Genomic DNA, 15668 nt, shown 5'->3' on the forward strand with positions numbered 1-15668 from the left:
GCGCTCACGGAACGGTGCCCACGGGTGCTCACGGCATTGAGGCGGCGGCGCCGGCGAAACCGCCCGCGGCCGCCGTGACCTGGCCGCTGGGTGCGACCGGCACGCGTGCGACGCCGTCCGCCCCGGTGACGGCGGTCCTGCCGCCCGCGGTCACCGTCGCGCCCCTGACCGGCCTGGGGGTGGGATCCTCCGGCACGGTCGCGGTGACCCGGACCTCGGAGGTCCCGCCGCCCGCCGGCCGTACGACGAGGGACAGGGGCGGCCTGCGCACCCCGGGGCAGTCGGCCTGGGTGGGCACCCCGGAGAGCAGGCGGCCGTCGACCTCGCTGCGCACGGTCCCGCTGAAGCGGGCGGGGGAGCGGACGTCGAGGTCGCCGCGCAGGTATCCGTGGTGCCGCCCGGTGACCGTGAGATCGGCGCGCCAGGTCGCGGACACGAGCGACGCCGGAGTGGTCAGCGACTCCGTGCCGCTGACGAAGCTCTCCCCGTCGTCGGAGTAGTGGTCGTAGCGGACCTCCCAGCGGCCGGAGAGGAAGGTGCCGGTGAACTCCATCCGCGCCGTGCCGCCCCCGGCCCCGTGCACCGTACGGCCGTGCACCTGGCGGGAGGCCACACCCCGGTAGCGGGTGTAGGGCACGGTGGACCTCGACAGGTCGATCGTGTCGAGGTCGACGACGGGTGTCGGCGTCACCGGGGTGCGGGCGGGGAACCGCAGGACCCGCACCCGCATCTCGGGGGCGTGGCCGGGGGTGCCGGTGGCGGCGGTCACGTGCTCCTCCGCGATCAGCGCCCGGGTGCCGTCGGGGAGCCACGACCAGGACCGGATGCCCCAGCCGTCCTCGGTGACCACGGGCTGGCCGCCGTAGGTGCCGCGCTGGCCCTCGCGGTCCATGAGCCAGCGCTCGTTCATGCACCGCCGGTTGTTCCACAGGCCGACGCGGCCGATCTGGGCGAAGGCCGCCATGTCGATGAACGGCGGGCGCCGGAGCTGGGTGAACACGTCCATGCGGTCGAGCCCCCGGGCGGAGGTGTAGGAGATCCAGCGGCTGTCGGGCGAGGGGTCGGTGCCCTCGTTGTAGTCGATGTCGGTGGTCAGCCGCCGGCGCTCGCCAGTGGCCAGGTCGAGGGTGAAGATGTCGTAGTTGAGCGCGCTGCCGGTGGCGCCGATCTTCAGGGTGCGGCCGCCGTCCATCCACTGCCCGGCCTCGTAGTAGCTCCCGGCGTCGGCCCAGCCCTTCGGGTCGTCACCGAGCGTGTAGGCGGGGTTCACGACCCGGGGTTCGGTCACCCGGTAGCCGTCGCCGCGGCGCACGAGTTTGCCGATCGTCATGCGCGGCCCTTCCAGGGTGCGCACCTCGGTCCAGCGGATGTGCTTCCCATCGGGGTGCAACTGGGTCGCCCTGTTCTGGGCGCCTTGCTTCAGGCCGGGGATCGGGAACGTCACCGGAAGGACCTTGCCTGTGCGGCAGTCGTACACGCTCGGCGCGCACTCGAGCACCGAGTAGCGCACGTCGGCGATCCCGCCGCTGGACCCGGCGGCCCCAGAGTCCTCCGGCACCCGCTCGACCCACAGGCGCCTGCCGTCGGGGAACACCTCGTTCCCGCGCGCCGTCGGCAGCTTCCCGCAGGTCACACAGCTGAAGCCGGTGCCGTCGAGGTTCATCGCGCCGACGTGCTCGTGACCCTGGTAGACCACACTCATGACGACGTGGCGCCCGTCCGGGGCCAGCCGTACGCCCTGGGACGACGTGAGCGCCACGCCGGAGGGGAGCGGGACGTCGCGCTCGACCTCGACCGGTTCGAAGGGCGGGACGGCGGCGGCCTTCGCAGGAGCCCGGTGGACCGCCTGGGCTTGCGGGAGCGCGGGGGCGTGGGGGAACGCGGCGGCCGCGAGCACGGCCACTCCCGCCATCGAGGATCGGATGAGTCTCATGGCCGTCCACCCCACCCCCGGGCGGTGGGAACTGCCTGTGCGGGAGAAGGGGGACAGATGAGAGCCTCTTCGGCAACCCCACAGCCGGTTCACAGCGAACTCACATCCGGGACTGGTGTGCTGTCCCCGACATGCCTGGAGAGAAGATCCTCGTCGTCGACGACGAGCCGAACATCCTCGACGTGCTGGCCACGGTGCTGGGGTTCCACGGGTTCGAGGTGACGACGGCCGCCACCGGGGCGCAGGCGATGGCCTGCGCCGAGGCCGCCGCGCCGGACCTCGTGGTCCTGGACGTGATGCTGCCCGACATGGGCGGCCTCGAGGTCTGCCGGACCCTGCGGGCCCGCGGCCACCGCTTCGGCATCGTCTTCCTCACCGCCAGGGACGCCCGCCAGGACAAGGTGTCCGGGCTCACCTACGGCGGCGACGACTACGTGACCAAGCCCTTCGCCCTGGACGAGCTGCTGGCCCGGGTCAGGGCCGTGCTCCGCCGGGTCGCGCAGCCTCCGCCGCCTCCCGGGGGCGAGCGCCTCAGGGTCGCCGACCTGGAGCTGGACGAGGACGCCTGCGAGGTGCGGCGCGGCGGAGTGCCCGTCCGCCTGTCGCCGACCGAGTTCAACCTCCTGCGCTACCTGATGAGCAACCGCGGCAGGGTCCTGTCGCGCGCCCAGATCCTCGACGCGGTGTGGGACTACGACTTCAGGGGGACCTCCAACGTGGTCGATCTGTACGTCGGCTACCTCCGCCGCAAGCTCGACCGGCTGGGGCCGCCGCTCATCCACACCCAGCGCGGGTTCGGGTACGTGCTCCGCGACAGCGGGACGGCGTCGTGACCCTCCGCGCCCGGCTTCTGCTCGTGCTCGTGGTCCTGGCCGCCGCCGCGCTGACGGCCACCGGCGCCGCCGTCGCCCTCGCCCTGCGGGCCTATCTCGTCGGCCGGGTGGACGAGCAGCTCCTCGCGGCGGCGGCGACCGCCCGCACCAACCCGCTGCTGCGGGAGAGCACGGACCGCACCGGCCTGCTGCGCGCCGCCGTGGCGCCGACCGACTACGCGGTGCGGATCTGGCGGCACGACGGGAGCGTCCTCGGCGCCTGGGGCGGGCGGGCCGGCGCCGCGCTGCTCGACCGTGCCCCGTCCCCGGCGGCGGGCGGCGTCTCCGGCCCCGTGACGCTCGGCAGCGGGACGGGGGCGTACCGCGTCGTGTCGTTCGTGGGGGCGGGCGGCCAGACCCGGGCGGCGGTGGGGCTGCCCCTGAGGCCGGTGGAGGAGACGGTCGGCCGGCTGCTGCTGATCGAGACGATGGCCGGCGCCGCCTCCCTGGGCGTGCTCGCCCTGGTCGCGCACCGCCTGGTCGCCCGCGGCCTGCGGCCCCTCGCCGCGATCGCGGCCACCGCCGGGGCGATCGCCGGCGGCGACCTGGACCGGCGCGCCCCGGTCGCCTCGCCCAGGACGGAGGCCGGCCGGCTCGCGCTGGCCGTGAACGGCATGCTCGCCCGGATCCAGGCGGCGATGGAGGCCAGGGCCCGGTCGGAGGACCGGCTGCGGCGTTTCGTCGCCGACGCCTCCCACGAGCTGCGCACCCCGCTGACGGCCGTGCGCGGCTACCTCCAGATGCTCAGGTATGGCGTGGTCAGCCAGGCCGACCGGCCCGACGCCGTACGGCGGGCCGACGACGAGGCGGCGCGCATGGCGAAGATCGTGGACGACCTGCTCTACCTGGCCCGGCTCGACCAGGAGCCGCGCCTGCGACGGCGGCCGGTGGACCTGGCCACCGTCGCCGCCGACGCGATCTGCGATGCGCGGGCCGTCGCGCCGGACCGGGTCGTCGCCCTGGAGGCCGGTGACGCCGTCGAGGTCGCGGCCGACGAGGACGCCGTCCGGCAGGTGCTGGCCAACCTGCTCGGCAACGTCCGCACGCACACCCCCCCGGGGACGAGCGCGACGGTGGCCGTACGCGCCGGGCCGGGTGGCGGCGGGGTGATCGAGGTGCGCGACGCCGGACCGGGCATGGCGCCGGAGGTGGCGGAGCGGGCCTTCTCCCGGTTCTACCGGGGGTCCTCCCGTCCCGGAGTCCCCGGCAGCGGCCTCGGGCTGTCGATCGTCGCCGCGATCGCCCGGGCCCACGGCGGCGAGGCGACTCTCGACAGCGGGCCCGGAGAGGGCACCGTCGTCCGGGTCAGTTTCCCGTCGCCCGCCCGATCGGGACGACGAGGGTAGAGGGCGCCGCGCGCGGGGGATGTTCTCGCCGTCACCTTGTCCCCCAGCGGCGGCCGCGCGGTGCCGGAGTAAGGGGTGCCGATGCGGATCACCTCCGTCGAGTCCACCGAGCTGTTCGTCCGCGTGGCCACCGGCGAGGGCCCGCGCCAGGTGGTCCGCGTCGTCCTCGACGAGGTGCCGGACGACGCGTCTCCGGTGGCCGAGGTCACCGGCCCCGGGGTGCGGGGCGAGCACACGGCGGACGGGCGGCCTCCCGGCACGGCGCCCGTGGTGGTGGAGGTGCCCGTCGTGGTGCCGGTGGAGGCGGCCGAGCCCGCCGCGGTCCCGGGCGCGCGCGTCCCGATCACCGTGCGGGCCGCCGCCGGCCGGGAGCGGTGCACGGCCGAGGGCGAACTGCTCGTGGCCGAGCCGGGGTGGACGGTCTGGATGATTCCCCACTTCCACTACGACCCGGTCTGGTGGAACACCCAGGCCGCCTACACCGCCACCTGGGACCACGCGGGCGGCCTGGCGCAGGCGAACCGGCAGGATTTCCAGCACGCGGGATTCGACCTCGTCCGGCTCCACCTCGACACCGCCAGGAGGGAGCCCGAATACAAGTTCGTGCTCGCCGAGGTCGACTACCTCAAGCCGTACTGGAACGCCCACCCCGAGGATCGGGCCTACCTGCGCCGCCTGCTCGCGGAGGGCCGGCTGGAGATCATGGGTGGCACGTACAACGAGCCGAACACCAACCTGACCGGCCCCGAGGCGACGATCCGCAACATCGTCCACGGGATCGGCTTCCAGCGCGACGTGCTCGGCGGCGATCCGGCGACCGCCTGGCAGCTCGACGCGTTCGGGCACGACCCCCAGTTCCCCGGGCTGATCGCCGAGGCGGGGCTGACCTCCAGCTCGTGGGCGCGCGGGCCCTACCACCAATGGGGCCCGATGCTCGCCGGCGGCGGCTGGGGCGACCCGTCGGTCATGCAGTTCCCCTCGGAGTTCGAGTGGCTGTCGCCGTCGGGGCGCGGGGTCACGACCCACTACATGCCGGCCCACTACAGCGCCGGGTGGTGGATGGACTCCGCGCCCGCACTGGAGCAGGCGGAGGCCGCCGTCTACGAACTGTTCACGCTGCTCAAGAAGGTCGCCGCGACCCGCAACGTGCTGCTGCCCGTCGGCACCGACTACACCCCGCCCAACAAGTGGGTCATGGAGATCCAGCGCGACTGGAACCGGCGCTACGTCTCGCCCCGGTTCGTCTGCGGGCTGCCGAGGGAGTTCTTCGCCGCCGTGCGGGACGAGGGCGTCCGCCTGACGCCGCAGACGCGGGACATGAACCCGATCTACACCGGCAAGGACGTGTCGTACATCGACACCAAGCAGGCGCAGCGGCACGCCGAGACGCGGCTCGCCGACGCCGAGAAGTTCGCAGCGGTCGCCGCGGCGACCCTCGGCGCGCCCTACCCGCACGCCGCCCTCGACAAGGCCTGGCGTCAGATCGCGTACGGCGCGCACCACGACGGCATCACCGGATCGGAGTCCGACCAGGTCTACCTCGACCTGATGACGAGCTGGCGGGAGGCGTACGACCTGGGCGGGCGGGTCCTCGACGCGTCGCTGCGCCGCCTCGGCGAGGGGCTGACCGGCGTCGCCGTCTGGAACCCCTCCTCCTGGGCCAGGACCGACCTCGTACGCGTGCGGCTGACGCTGCCCGAGCCGGGGGCGTACGGCGTCGCGCTCGACCCGCCCGTGCGCGGTCTGCTGCTTGAGCATCCCGAGCGGCATCCCGACGGCAGCCTCGCCGCCGTGGACGCGGTCTTCGTCGCCGGCGACGTGCCCGCGCTCGGGTATCGCACGTTCCGGCTGGTGCCCACCGCCGAGCCCGCGCCCATCGGCTGGGCCGTTCGTGAGGGGAGCAGGATCGAGAACGCCACGCACGTGGTGGAGGTCGACCCCGAGCGCGGGGGGACGGTGTCGAGCCTCACCGTCGAGGGCCGCGAGCTGCTGCAGCAGGACCGGGTGGGCAACGAACTGCTCGTCTACGAGGAGCACCCGGCGCACCCCCGCTTCGGCGAGGGCCCCTGGCACCTGGTGCCGAGCGGCGGGGTGAGCGGCTCGGCCGCCGCCCCCGCGGAGGTCGCCGTCGCCGAGTGCCCGGCGGGCCGGCGGATCACCGTCGGCGGCCGGGTCGGCCCGGTCGTCTACACGCAGGAGATCACGCTCTGGGACGGGCTGCCGCGGGTGGATCTCACCACCCACGTGGACGAGTTCCACGGCTCCGACGTGCTGCTCCGGCTGCGCTGGCCGGTGCGGGTGCCGGGGGCGCTGCCGGTCAGCGAGGTCGCCGGCGCCGTCGTCGGCCGCGGGTTCGGCCTGATCGACGTGGACTCCGCGGAGCATCCGTGGACGCTGGACAACCCCGCGCACAACTGGTTCGCGCTGTCGTCCACGGCCCGCGTCGCGCTGCGCTCGCCCGGCGGACGCCCCCTCGGCGCGCGGGCCGTCGGCGTAGCCGAGATCATCGCGCCGCCGGACGCGGCCGCCGGCGATCTGAGAGACCTCGCCGTGGCGCTCGTACGGCAGGGCGTGACCTCGACGTGCTCCACCGGGCCCGGCCCCCGGTACGGCAACCTCGCCGTCGACTCCAACCTGCCCGACGTGCGCATCGCGATCGGCACGCCCGAGGAGAACCCGTTCGTCGCGGCGCTGCTGGACGACGCGGAGGCCGCGGAGCTGCGCGCGCGTCTCGACGCCGAGGGCCGGGCCCGCCTGTGGGTGCCCGCGGACGAGCCGCTGGAGAAGGTCTGGGTGCCGGGCGCGGATCTCACCGGCCCCCGCGACCTTCCGGTGCTCGTGGTCTGCGGCGAGGGCGCGGTCGGGGAGCTGGTCGCGGACCTCGCCGACGCGGCCGTGGAGGTGGTGACGGACGCCGAGCCGGCGGACGCCGTCCTCGACGACTACACGATCGGGCTGGTGAACCGGGGCATCCCGGGCTTCGCGGTCGACCCGTCCGGGGCGCTGCACGTGTCGCTGATGCGGTCGTGCACCGGCTGGCCGTCCGGCGTGTGGATCGACCCGCCGCGCCGCACCGCGCCCGACGGCTCCGGCTTCCAGCTCCAGCATTGGACCCACTCGTTCGAGTGCTCGCTGGTGGCCGCCCCCGGCGACTGGCGCGCGGCCGATCTCGTACGGCTCGGCCACGACGTCAACCACCCGCTGGCGGCGACCGTGGGGCAGGACGGGCGGGACGGGCCGGCGGGCGAGTCGCGGTCGTTCCTGGAGACCGGGCCCGGCCTGGTCCTCACCGCGCTCAAGGCGGCCGGGAACCCGATCGCCTCGGGCCGGACGCCCGGTCCGGTGACCGCGCTGACCGCCCGCGTCCACGAGGCCGGCGGCCGGACCGTCCCGCTGTCGGTCGCCACGACGTTGCCCCTGGGACCGTGGCGGCGGGCCGACCTCCTGGAGAACGCCACCGGGGACGCCCCCGTCACGCTCGACGGCATGGAGATCGTCACGCTGGTCGCTCCGCTCCGTCCCGGGGCACCCGTGGACGCGGTGGGGGAGCGGGCGGCCGGTCCCTGGGCGGGCGTCGCAGCGGCGGGCGGCGCGGGGACGGGCGGCGCGGGGACGGGTGGCAGAGTGGCGGCCTGCGGGGCCGTGCCGGAGGTGCCGGAGTCCGAGCCGCACCAGCCGGTTCATACGCGCTACTGGCTCGGCAACACCGGGCCCGCGCCGATGGGAGACCTGCCGGTCGCCGTGCACCTGTCCCCACCGGACCTGGACGTCGCGGGGCCGGTGGAGTTGACCCTGACCATCGCCTCCAGCCTCACGGAGGACCGGGCGGAGGGTGTGGTCACGCTCACGGCCCCCGACGGCTGGTCGGTGGCGCCCGCCGTCCGGCCCTACGTGCTGCCTCCGGGAGGCCACGCCACCGTGCCGGTCCGGCTCACACCGCCCCCCGGCGCCGAGGGCGGCCTCTACCTGCTCACCGCGCGCACCGAGTTCGGCGGCCAGGCGTACGAGGACGTGACCCGGCTGCACGTGTTCCGGCCGGGGGAGGGCGGACGGCGGTGGCCGGGGCTGGAGGTGTCGCTGGAGGGTCTCGGCCACCCGCCGCACCTGCGGCTGACGCCCGGCGGCCGGGCGGAGGTCGTGGTCCGGCTGCGATCCGAGGCGCGGTCGCCGGTCGCCGCGCAGGCGCAGCTCGTCAGCCCGTGGCAGACGTTCGAGATGTTCCCCGAGTGGAACAGCGGGGCCGTCGTGCCGCCCGAGGGCGAGGCGGAGGTGCGCTTCCCGGTACGCGTGCCGCCGGGCGCTCGCCCGGGCCGCTGGTGGGCGCTCGTGAAGATCGCCTGCGCCGGGTGGCTGCACTACACCGACACGGTCGAGGTCGAGGTCGAGCTGTGAGCGGTCCGGACGCTCCCCTGACCGGCGGCGCCGCGCCGGCGGCACGCGGAGGGGGCGGCGGGTGGCGCTCGGACGGCCGCCCCCACCCGGGTCCGTCCGCCGTGCGGGCCGCGGCGACGGCGGGGGATCGGGTGATCACGGTCGCCGAGGTGGACCGGCGGCTACGCCTGCTGCGCAGCGGCCCGCTCGCGGCGCGGCTGCCGCGCGAGGAGACCGCCGAGGGCCGCAACCTGCGCCGCTGGCTGGTGCAGGTCATGGTGGCCGAGGCGCTGGCCGAGCAGGAGGCGGCCCGTCTCGGCCTGCCCGCCGGGCACTCGCCGCCGCCGGGAAACCCTGTGCCGCCGGGAAACCCTGTGCCGCCGGGAAACCCTGTGCCGCCGGGAAACCCTGTGCCGCCGGGAAACCCTGTGCCGCCGGGAAACCCTGTGCCGCCGAGAAACGCTGTGCCGCCGGGAAGTCCTTCGCCGGCCGGGCGCGCGGCTCCACCCGGACCCGAGGCGGTGCTCACCCTGGCGGGCGCGCTCCGGACGGGCGGCGTCGCGGCCGCCGTCCTGGTGACGACGCCGGCCGCCAGGGCGGTGTGCCGGGCGCTCGCCGCCGGCCGCGAGCCGTCCGAGGACGAGGTGCGCGACTACTACCGGCGCAACCTCGACCGGTTCACCACCCCGGAGACGCGCTGGGTCCGTCCGTTCGGGCCGGTGCGGCGCGGGCAGCTCACCGGGCCGATCGAGGACGCGGTCTTCGCGGCCCGGGAGGGCGAGACGGTCGGGCCCGTGAAGGGCCCCGGCGGTCCCTGGACCCTGGTGGTCGAGCGGATCGAGGCGGCGCGGCGGGAGCCGTACGCGGCCGTGCGGGAGCGGATCCGCGCGGAGCTGGCGAAGGAGAACGGGGAGCGGGCCTTCGCCCGGTGGCTCGACGCGCGGCACGCCGACTCGGTCGTGCTCACGCCGGGGCACGAGCATCCGGCCGACCCGGCCCAGCCCGACGCCGACCACCGGCACTGACCAGGGAAACACCCGGTTCCCGGGCGGTCCGACCCCGGAGTTTCGGGGCACGTGAGTAGGCATGGCAGAGCAAGTCAGCGCCTTCGACGCGCAGTTCCTCAACTTCGAGACGGGCACGAACCTCGCCCACATCGCGGCGCTCACGATTCTCGACCCCTCCGGCAGGCCCGGCGGCGCGCTGACCCGCGAGGACCTGATCGGGCTGCTCAAGCGGCGGCTCCATCTGGCGCCGCCGCTGCGCAGGCGGCTGGTCGAGGTGCCCTTCGGGCTCGACCACCCCTACTGGGCGGAGGACCGCGAGGTCGACTTCGACTACCACGTACGGGACCTGGCGCTGCCTCCCCCCGGCGACGACCACAAGCTCGCCGAGCAGGTCGCCCGGCTGCACGGGGCACGGCTCGACCGGGGACGGCCGTTGTGGGAGATCTACCTGATCCACGGCCTGGCCGGGGGCCGGGTGGCGATCTACACGAAGGTCCACCACGCCGCCGTCGACGGCGTCACCGGGGCCGAGGTGCTGGCCGCCCTGATGGACTTCGAGCCCGAGCCGGCCGCCGTTCCCGCCCCGGAGACCGCGGCAGAGCCGCAGCGGGCCCCCGACGCGGTGGAGATGGTGATCAGGGGCGTGGCCCGGGTGCTGGACAACCCGTTCGCCCTGCTGCGTTTCATCGCCGAGGCGGTGCCGCGGCTGGACGAGGTGCCGTTCGTGGCGCAGCTCCCGGGGGTGGGGGTGGTCTCGCGGTTCGTCCGCGGCATCGGCGGGGGGGACGCAGAGCCCCTGCCCGAGCTGCCCCGCATGGTGGTGCCGCGCACGCCGTTCTCCGGGCCGATCTCGCGGCACCGCCGGTTCGCCTTCGGCCAGCTGCCCCTGGACGAGGTCAAGCGGATCAAGAACGCCTTCGGCGTCACCGTGAACGACGTCGTCATGGCGATGTGCGCCACGGCGCTGCGGCGCTGGCTGGCCAAGCGCGACGAGCTGCCCCGTCAGCCGCTCGTCGCCGGGATCCCGGTCTCCACCCGGGGACAGGCCGCCAACGGCTCGGCCGCCAACGAGGTCATGCTGACCATGACCACCCTGCCGACGGACGTGCCCGACCCGCGTGACCGTCTGCTGTCGGTGAACCGCTCGATGGGCCTGCTCAAGGAACGGCTCGCCGCGGCGCCGGCGGCCTGGCTCCTGGAGTTCAGCCAGGCGATGCCGGCCGCGCTGAGCGCGCTGGCGGCCAGGTCCGCCTTCAGGATCGCCTCGCGCACGGGTTCCGCGATGAACCTCATGATCTCCAACGTGCCGGGGCCCCAGACGCCGCTCTACGTGTGCGGGGCGCGGGTCACCGCGCTCTACCCGATGTCGGTGATCACGGACGTCAGCGGGGGGATCAACATCACGGTGTTCTCCTACGACGGCAGGCTCGGTTTCGGAATCGTCACCGACCGCGACATGGTGCCCGACGTGTGGGACCTCATCGACTACCTGCGCGACTCGCTGGCCGAGTACGGCGCTCTGGCGGCCCCGCCCGCGCCGGGCACGGCGGAGCCGGAAGAGCGCGCGGAGCCGGGGAAGCGCGCGGAGCCGGGAAAGCCCGCGAGGCCGCGAAGGACGGCGAAGGCGGGCGCGGCAGCGGCGCGCGGCGCGCGGGCGGCCGACGGGCCGCCGCAGGAGCAGGGCACGGCACCGAAGCCGAGGCGGGCCCGCAAGCCTCCGGAGCCGCCGCCCGCCTGATGGGTGCTACCGGGTCGGTCTGCAGGCAACTCGCATACCTGGTAGCCGCCCGTGAGTGAGCACTCCGCCCGCCTGGGCCTCCTCGCCTGCAACCGGCCACCCGCAGGCGGTGGTCAGGAGGAGGCGCCCGTGGGGCCAGGTCCGGCGTGGTCAGCACCGAGGCCGGAGGTGGAGCCGGGGACCGCCGGCGGCCGTGTCCCCCGGTCGCCGTCTCCCAGCGTCAGCGCCGCGATCCCGGCCGTGAGCAGCAGGGCGAAGACGGCGGCGATCACGGCGAACACGATGGACTGCCGGGACATGCCGGTGCGCGGCGGGAGCGGAGGAGTGGACCCTTGCCGGGGGCTCTGCGGCCGGTGCCCGCGTGGTCGATGCCCGGGTGGCCGATGACCGGATGGCCAGTGCCCGCCTGGCCGGGGGTCCGGCACCGCGTTCGGCGCGGTCGCCGCGCGGCGCAGGTCCTGACCGCTCACGGGAACGCCTCCGGCCGGGCCGGTGGGCGAATGCCCCAGCGCGGCGGGAACGCGGGTCTCGACAGGCCGCCGCTCCCCGGGGTGCCGTCCGGTCACCGCGGCGGGCCAAGAGGAGGGTGGAACAGGCCCGGCGGGGGAGGGGGACGGGGCGCCCCACCCCGGGACGCCGCCTCGGTCCCCGGACGCGGCGGGATGCGGGTGATCCCCCGAGGCGGAGCCGTCCGGCGTCAGGGCGGCGAGCGCGTCCCGCAGCCCGGCGGCCGTCGGGATCCGCTGGGCCGGATCGGTCTCCATGCCGTGGCGCAGGACGCCGGTGAGGGCGGCGGGCACGCCGGGGATGTCGGAGATCGGCAGCCGGTGCAGCGCCATGATGGCCGCGATGTTCACCACGCCGCTGTCCGGGAATCGCGGCGGCCTGCCCTGGAGCAGGGCGTACAACGTGGCCGAGAGCGCGTACACGTCCCCGGCGGCCGTGGGCTCGGTGAGGTCGAACGCCTCCGGCGGCGCGTAGGCGGGCGTGAGCGACTCGCGCGTGACCGACATCTCGCCCCGCGCCGCGCCGCCCTGCCCCGGCATCGTGGCCAGCCCGAAGTCCGACAGGGCGACCATGCCGTACGAGTTGACCAGGATGTTGGCGGGCTTGACGTCGCGGTGGAGGACACCGACGGCGTGGGCGGCGGCCAGCGCGTCGGCGATCTTGATGCCGATGTCGCGCACCTCGCGGGGGCCGAGCGGGCCGGCGTCGCGCAGGCGGTCGGCCAGCGACCCGTTCGGGCACAGCTCCAGCACCATGTACGGCCGGCCGTCGGGCAGCACGCCCGCGTCGTAGACGTCGGCCACGTGCGGGTGGCCGGACAGGGCGCCGGCGGACGTCACCTCGCGCATGAACCTGCGCCGGTCGCGGTCGGAGACGAGCACGCGGTTGTCGACCTTGAGCGCGACCTCGCGGCCCACGGCGAGCTGCCTGGCCCGGTACACGACCCCGAAGCCTCCCTGGCCCAGGATCCCGAGCACCTCGTAGCCCGGCACCAGCGGTCCGCCCGCCTCGCCCACCCCGCACCTCCAGAGGACCCGGCGGAACCGTGACACCACAAAAATTCGGACCAGAAAACCCGCGTCCGGCACATTACCGGAGTGATCGCCCATAGGGCCCGGTCTTGATCCAGGAGACGCGGAATCGGCACCTATGCTGTGCTCATGACGGGGCTCACGACGGGTGGCACGGCGGGAGGCACGGCGGGAGGCACCACGACGGGCGGCCGGAGCCCGGAGCGGCGCAGGGACCTGCTCGACGCGGCCGACCGGGTGATCCGCAGAGAGGGCCCGCAGGCGTCGATGGCCGCGATCGCGGCGGAGGCGGGGATCACCAAGCCGATCCTCTACCGCCACTTCGGCGACAAGAGCGGCCTGTATCAGGCGCTCGCGGAACGCCACACGCGCGTTGTGATCGACCTGCTGCGCCCGGAGTTCGCCAGAGCCGTGGCCGACCCCCGGGTCCGCGCCCGGGGCGCCATCGAGGCCTACCTGGAGACCATCTCGGCCAACCCCAACCTCTACCGCTTCCTGTTCCATCGGGCCAGCGCCGAGGACAGCCGCACCCGCACGCAGATGGCCGCCATCGTGCGCAGCGTCGGCGAGGAACTGGGCGCGGCGCTCGCGGAGGAGGGCGTCGCCGACCCGGTGCGCGCCCGGGTGCTCGGCCACGCGTTCGTCGGCATGGTGCAGGCGATCGGCGACTGGTGGCTGGAGAACCCCGGGCTCGACCGCGACACGGTGGTGGACAGCCTCGCCGACGTGATCGCCGGGGCGCTCACGTCCTGACGTCGCCTTCTCCCGTCAGCCCAAATCAGGTCAGATAACGCCCATATCCGTTTAAGGGCCCCATCGTGGCCTTAGTTGCGCATGCCCGTGAAACATCGATGTCACCCGGTCGGGGTAATTTAGTTGCGCTAACTAACTGTCCGTCCGTCGCGCGCTGCGCGGAAACAGGCCGTGCGCTGTACGGACCAAGAGGAGGGGAACCACTCCGTGGCCGTAGCGAACCAGTCCCTGGCGGGGGCGTCGCCGCAGTCGGCGCCGTCCTCGCGGTACAAATGGATCGCGCTGTCCAACACCACCCTCGGCGTCCTGATGGTGACGATCAACCAGTCCATCGTGCTGATCGCCCTTCCTGACGTCTTCCGCGGCATCCACCTGAACCCGCTCGACCCCGGCAACACGGGCTACCTGCTGTGGATGATGATGGGCTTCATGGTCGTCACGGCCGTGCTGGTGGTGATGTTCGGCCGCCTGGGCGACATGTTCGGCCGGGTCCGCATGTACAACCTCGGGTTCGCGGTCTTCAGTCTGTGCTCGATCATGCTGTCGCTGACCTGGATGGACGGCGACGCCGGGGCGATGTGGCTGATCGGCTGGCGGATCGTGCAGGGCGTCGGCGGCGCGCTGCTGTTCGCCAACTCCACCGCGATCCTCACCGACGCCTTCCCCGTGCGCCAGCGCGGCACCGCGCTCGGCATCAACTCGATCGCCGCCATCGCGGGCTCCTTCCTCGGCCTGGTCATCGGCGGGGTCCTGGCCCCGGTCGACTGGAAGGCGATCTTCCTGGTCTCCGTGCCGTTCGGCGTCTTCGGCACCGTCTGGGCGTACGTCAAGCTCAAGGACAACGGCGTGCGGCGCCGGGCGCGGATGGACTGGTGGGGCAACGCGACCTTCGCCGTCGGCCTCATCGCGCTGCTGGTCGGCATCACCTACGGCATCCAGCCGTACGGGACCGGCGTGATGGGCTGGGGCAACCCCTGGGTGATCGCCGCGCTCGGCGGGGGCGTCCTGCTGCTCGCGCTGTTCGCCTGGATCGAGACCAGGGTGGACGAGCCGCTGTTCCGGCTCTCGCTGTTCCGCAACCGCGCGTTCCTCGCGGGCAACATCGCCAGCCTGCTGACCGCCCTCGGACGCGGCGGCCTGCAGTTCATGCTGATCATCTGGCTGCAGGGCATCTGGCTGCCGCTGCACGGCTACAGCTTCGAGGAGACGCCCCTGTGGGCGGGCATCTACATGATCCCGCTGACGGTGGGCTTCCTGCTGTCGGCGCCGGTCTCCGGCTGGCTGTCGGACCGGTTCGGGCCGCGGATGTTCACCGTCGGCGGCGCGCTGGTCACCGCGGCGAGCTTCTACGCCCTGATGACCCTGCCCACGGACTTCGGCTACGGCGTCTTCGCGCTGCTCATCCTGATCAACGGCCTCGGCTCCGGCCTGTTCTCCTCGCCCAACCGGGCGGAGATCATGAACTCGGTCCCGGCGGAGTCCCGCGGCGTCGGCGCGGGCATGACCGCCACCTTCCAGAACTCCTCGATGGTCCTGTCCATCGGCGTGTTCTTCAGCCTGATGATCGCGGGCCTGTCGCAGTCGCTGCCGCACACCATGCACGACGAGCTGGTGGCTCAGGGCGTGCCCGCCGCGCAGGCCGAGGGCCTCGCCCAGCTGCCGCCGATCGCCGTGCTGTTCGCGGCGTTCCTCGGATACAACCCGTTCCGGGAGCTCCTCGGCGGCGTCCTGGACCGGCTGCCCGACGGCGGCGCCCACCTGACGAGCAAGGAGTTCTTCCCGCACCTCATCGCGGGCCCCTTCCACCAGGGCCTGGTCATCGCCTTCTGGTTCGCCGTGGCCGCGTGCGTGGTGGCGGCCCTGTCGTCGCTGCTGACCGACCGCGTCGGCCGCGGGCACCGCGCCGCCGCCCACGAGTCGCTCGGCTCCGAGCTCGCCGCGGTCTCCGGCGAGGCCGGCCTGGCCGGCAACGAGCTGGTCATCCCGGACGAGGAGTTCGACGCCCAGCGGGCCGCACCGGACACGACGAAGCCCTGACGGCTCCGCCGTGTCTCCGCCGTGTCTCCGCCGTGTCCCCACTGAGTCCCCGGCTCGTCCCCTGCTCGTCCTC

Annotated in this window: 9 protein-coding genes; 7 read left to right on the plus strand and 2 right to left on the minus strand. The window is 74.2% G+C overall.

What is annotated here, in order from left to right:
* Positions 1–28: 28 nt before the first annotated feature.
* Positions 29–1933 carry a hypothetical protein gene (locus HHX35_RS31220; protein WP_182902249.1) on the minus strand — a complete coding sequence of 635 codons (1905 nt, stop codon included), beginning with the start codon at positions 1931–1933 and terminating at the stop codon, positions 29–31.
* 131 nt (positions 1934–2064) lie between these two features.
* Between HHX35_RS31220 and HHX35_RS31225 the strand changes: the two genes are divergently transcribed.
* From HHX35_RS31225 to HHX35_RS31245, 5 genes are all read left to right on the plus strand, one after another.
* The gene (locus HHX35_RS31225) at positions 2065–2766 is read left to right on the plus strand and encodes a response regulator transcription factor (RefSeq protein WP_182902250.1); all 702 of its coding nucleotides are present in this window, start codon (positions 2065–2067) and stop codon (positions 2764–2766) included.
* Positions 2763–4151, plus strand: coding sequence for a cell wall metabolism sensor histidine kinase WalK (locus tag HHX35_RS31230; protein ID WP_182902251.1), 1389 nt, complete (start codon positions 2763–2765; stop codon positions 4149–4151). The genes HHX35_RS31225 and HHX35_RS31230 overlap by 4 nt, the downstream gene beginning before the upstream one ends.
* Positions 4152–4232: 81 nt before the next feature.
* On the plus strand, positions 4233–8543 hold the full coding sequence (locus HHX35_RS31235) for an NEW3 domain-containing protein (RefSeq protein ID WP_182902252.1): 4311 nt from the start codon (positions 4233–4235) through the stop codon (positions 8541–8543).
* Positions 8540–9547, plus strand: a complete 1008-nt coding sequence (locus HHX35_RS31240) for a peptidylprolyl isomerase (RefSeq protein WP_182902253.1) — start codon at positions 8540–8542, stop codon at positions 9545–9547. Before HHX35_RS31235 ends, HHX35_RS31240 begins: the two co-directional genes overlap by 4 nt.
* A gap of 61 nt (positions 9548–9608) precedes the next feature.
* The gene (locus tag HHX35_RS31245) at positions 9609–11267 is read left to right on the plus strand and encodes a wax ester/triacylglycerol synthase family O-acyltransferase (RefSeq protein ID WP_220506108.1); all 1659 of its coding nucleotides are present in this window, start codon (positions 9609–9611) and stop codon (positions 11265–11267) included.
* Positions 11268–11380: 113 nt separating this feature from the next.
* Here HHX35_RS31245 and HHX35_RS31250 read toward each other — a convergent pair whose 3' ends face one another.
* Positions 11381–12790: a serine/threonine-protein kinase gene (locus tag HHX35_RS31250; protein WP_220506109.1), complete on the minus strand. Its 1410-nt coding sequence runs from the start codon at positions 12788–12790 to the stop codon at positions 11381–11383.
* Positions 12791–12934: 144 nt separating this feature from the next.
* On the opposite strand from HHX35_RS31250, the gene HHX35_RS31255 reads away from it, so the two are divergent.
* Positions 12935–13558: a TetR family transcriptional regulator gene (locus tag HHX35_RS31255; protein WP_182902255.1), complete on the plus strand. Its 624-nt coding sequence runs from the start codon at positions 12935–12937 to the stop codon at positions 13556–13558.
* Positions 13559–13765: 207 nt separating this feature from the next.
* A complete protein-coding gene (locus HHX35_RS31260) occupies positions 13766–15595 on the plus strand; it encodes an MFS transporter (protein ID WP_285785049.1) in 1830 nt (609 codons plus the stop codon).
* Positions 15596–15668: the final 73 nt, after the last annotated feature.

The organism is Microbispora sp. H10830 (genome assembly GCF_014161375.1).
In the GTDB taxonomy this organism is placed as follows: Bacteria; Actinomycetota; Actinomycetes; order Streptosporangiales; family Streptosporangiaceae; genus Microbispora; species Microbispora catharanthi.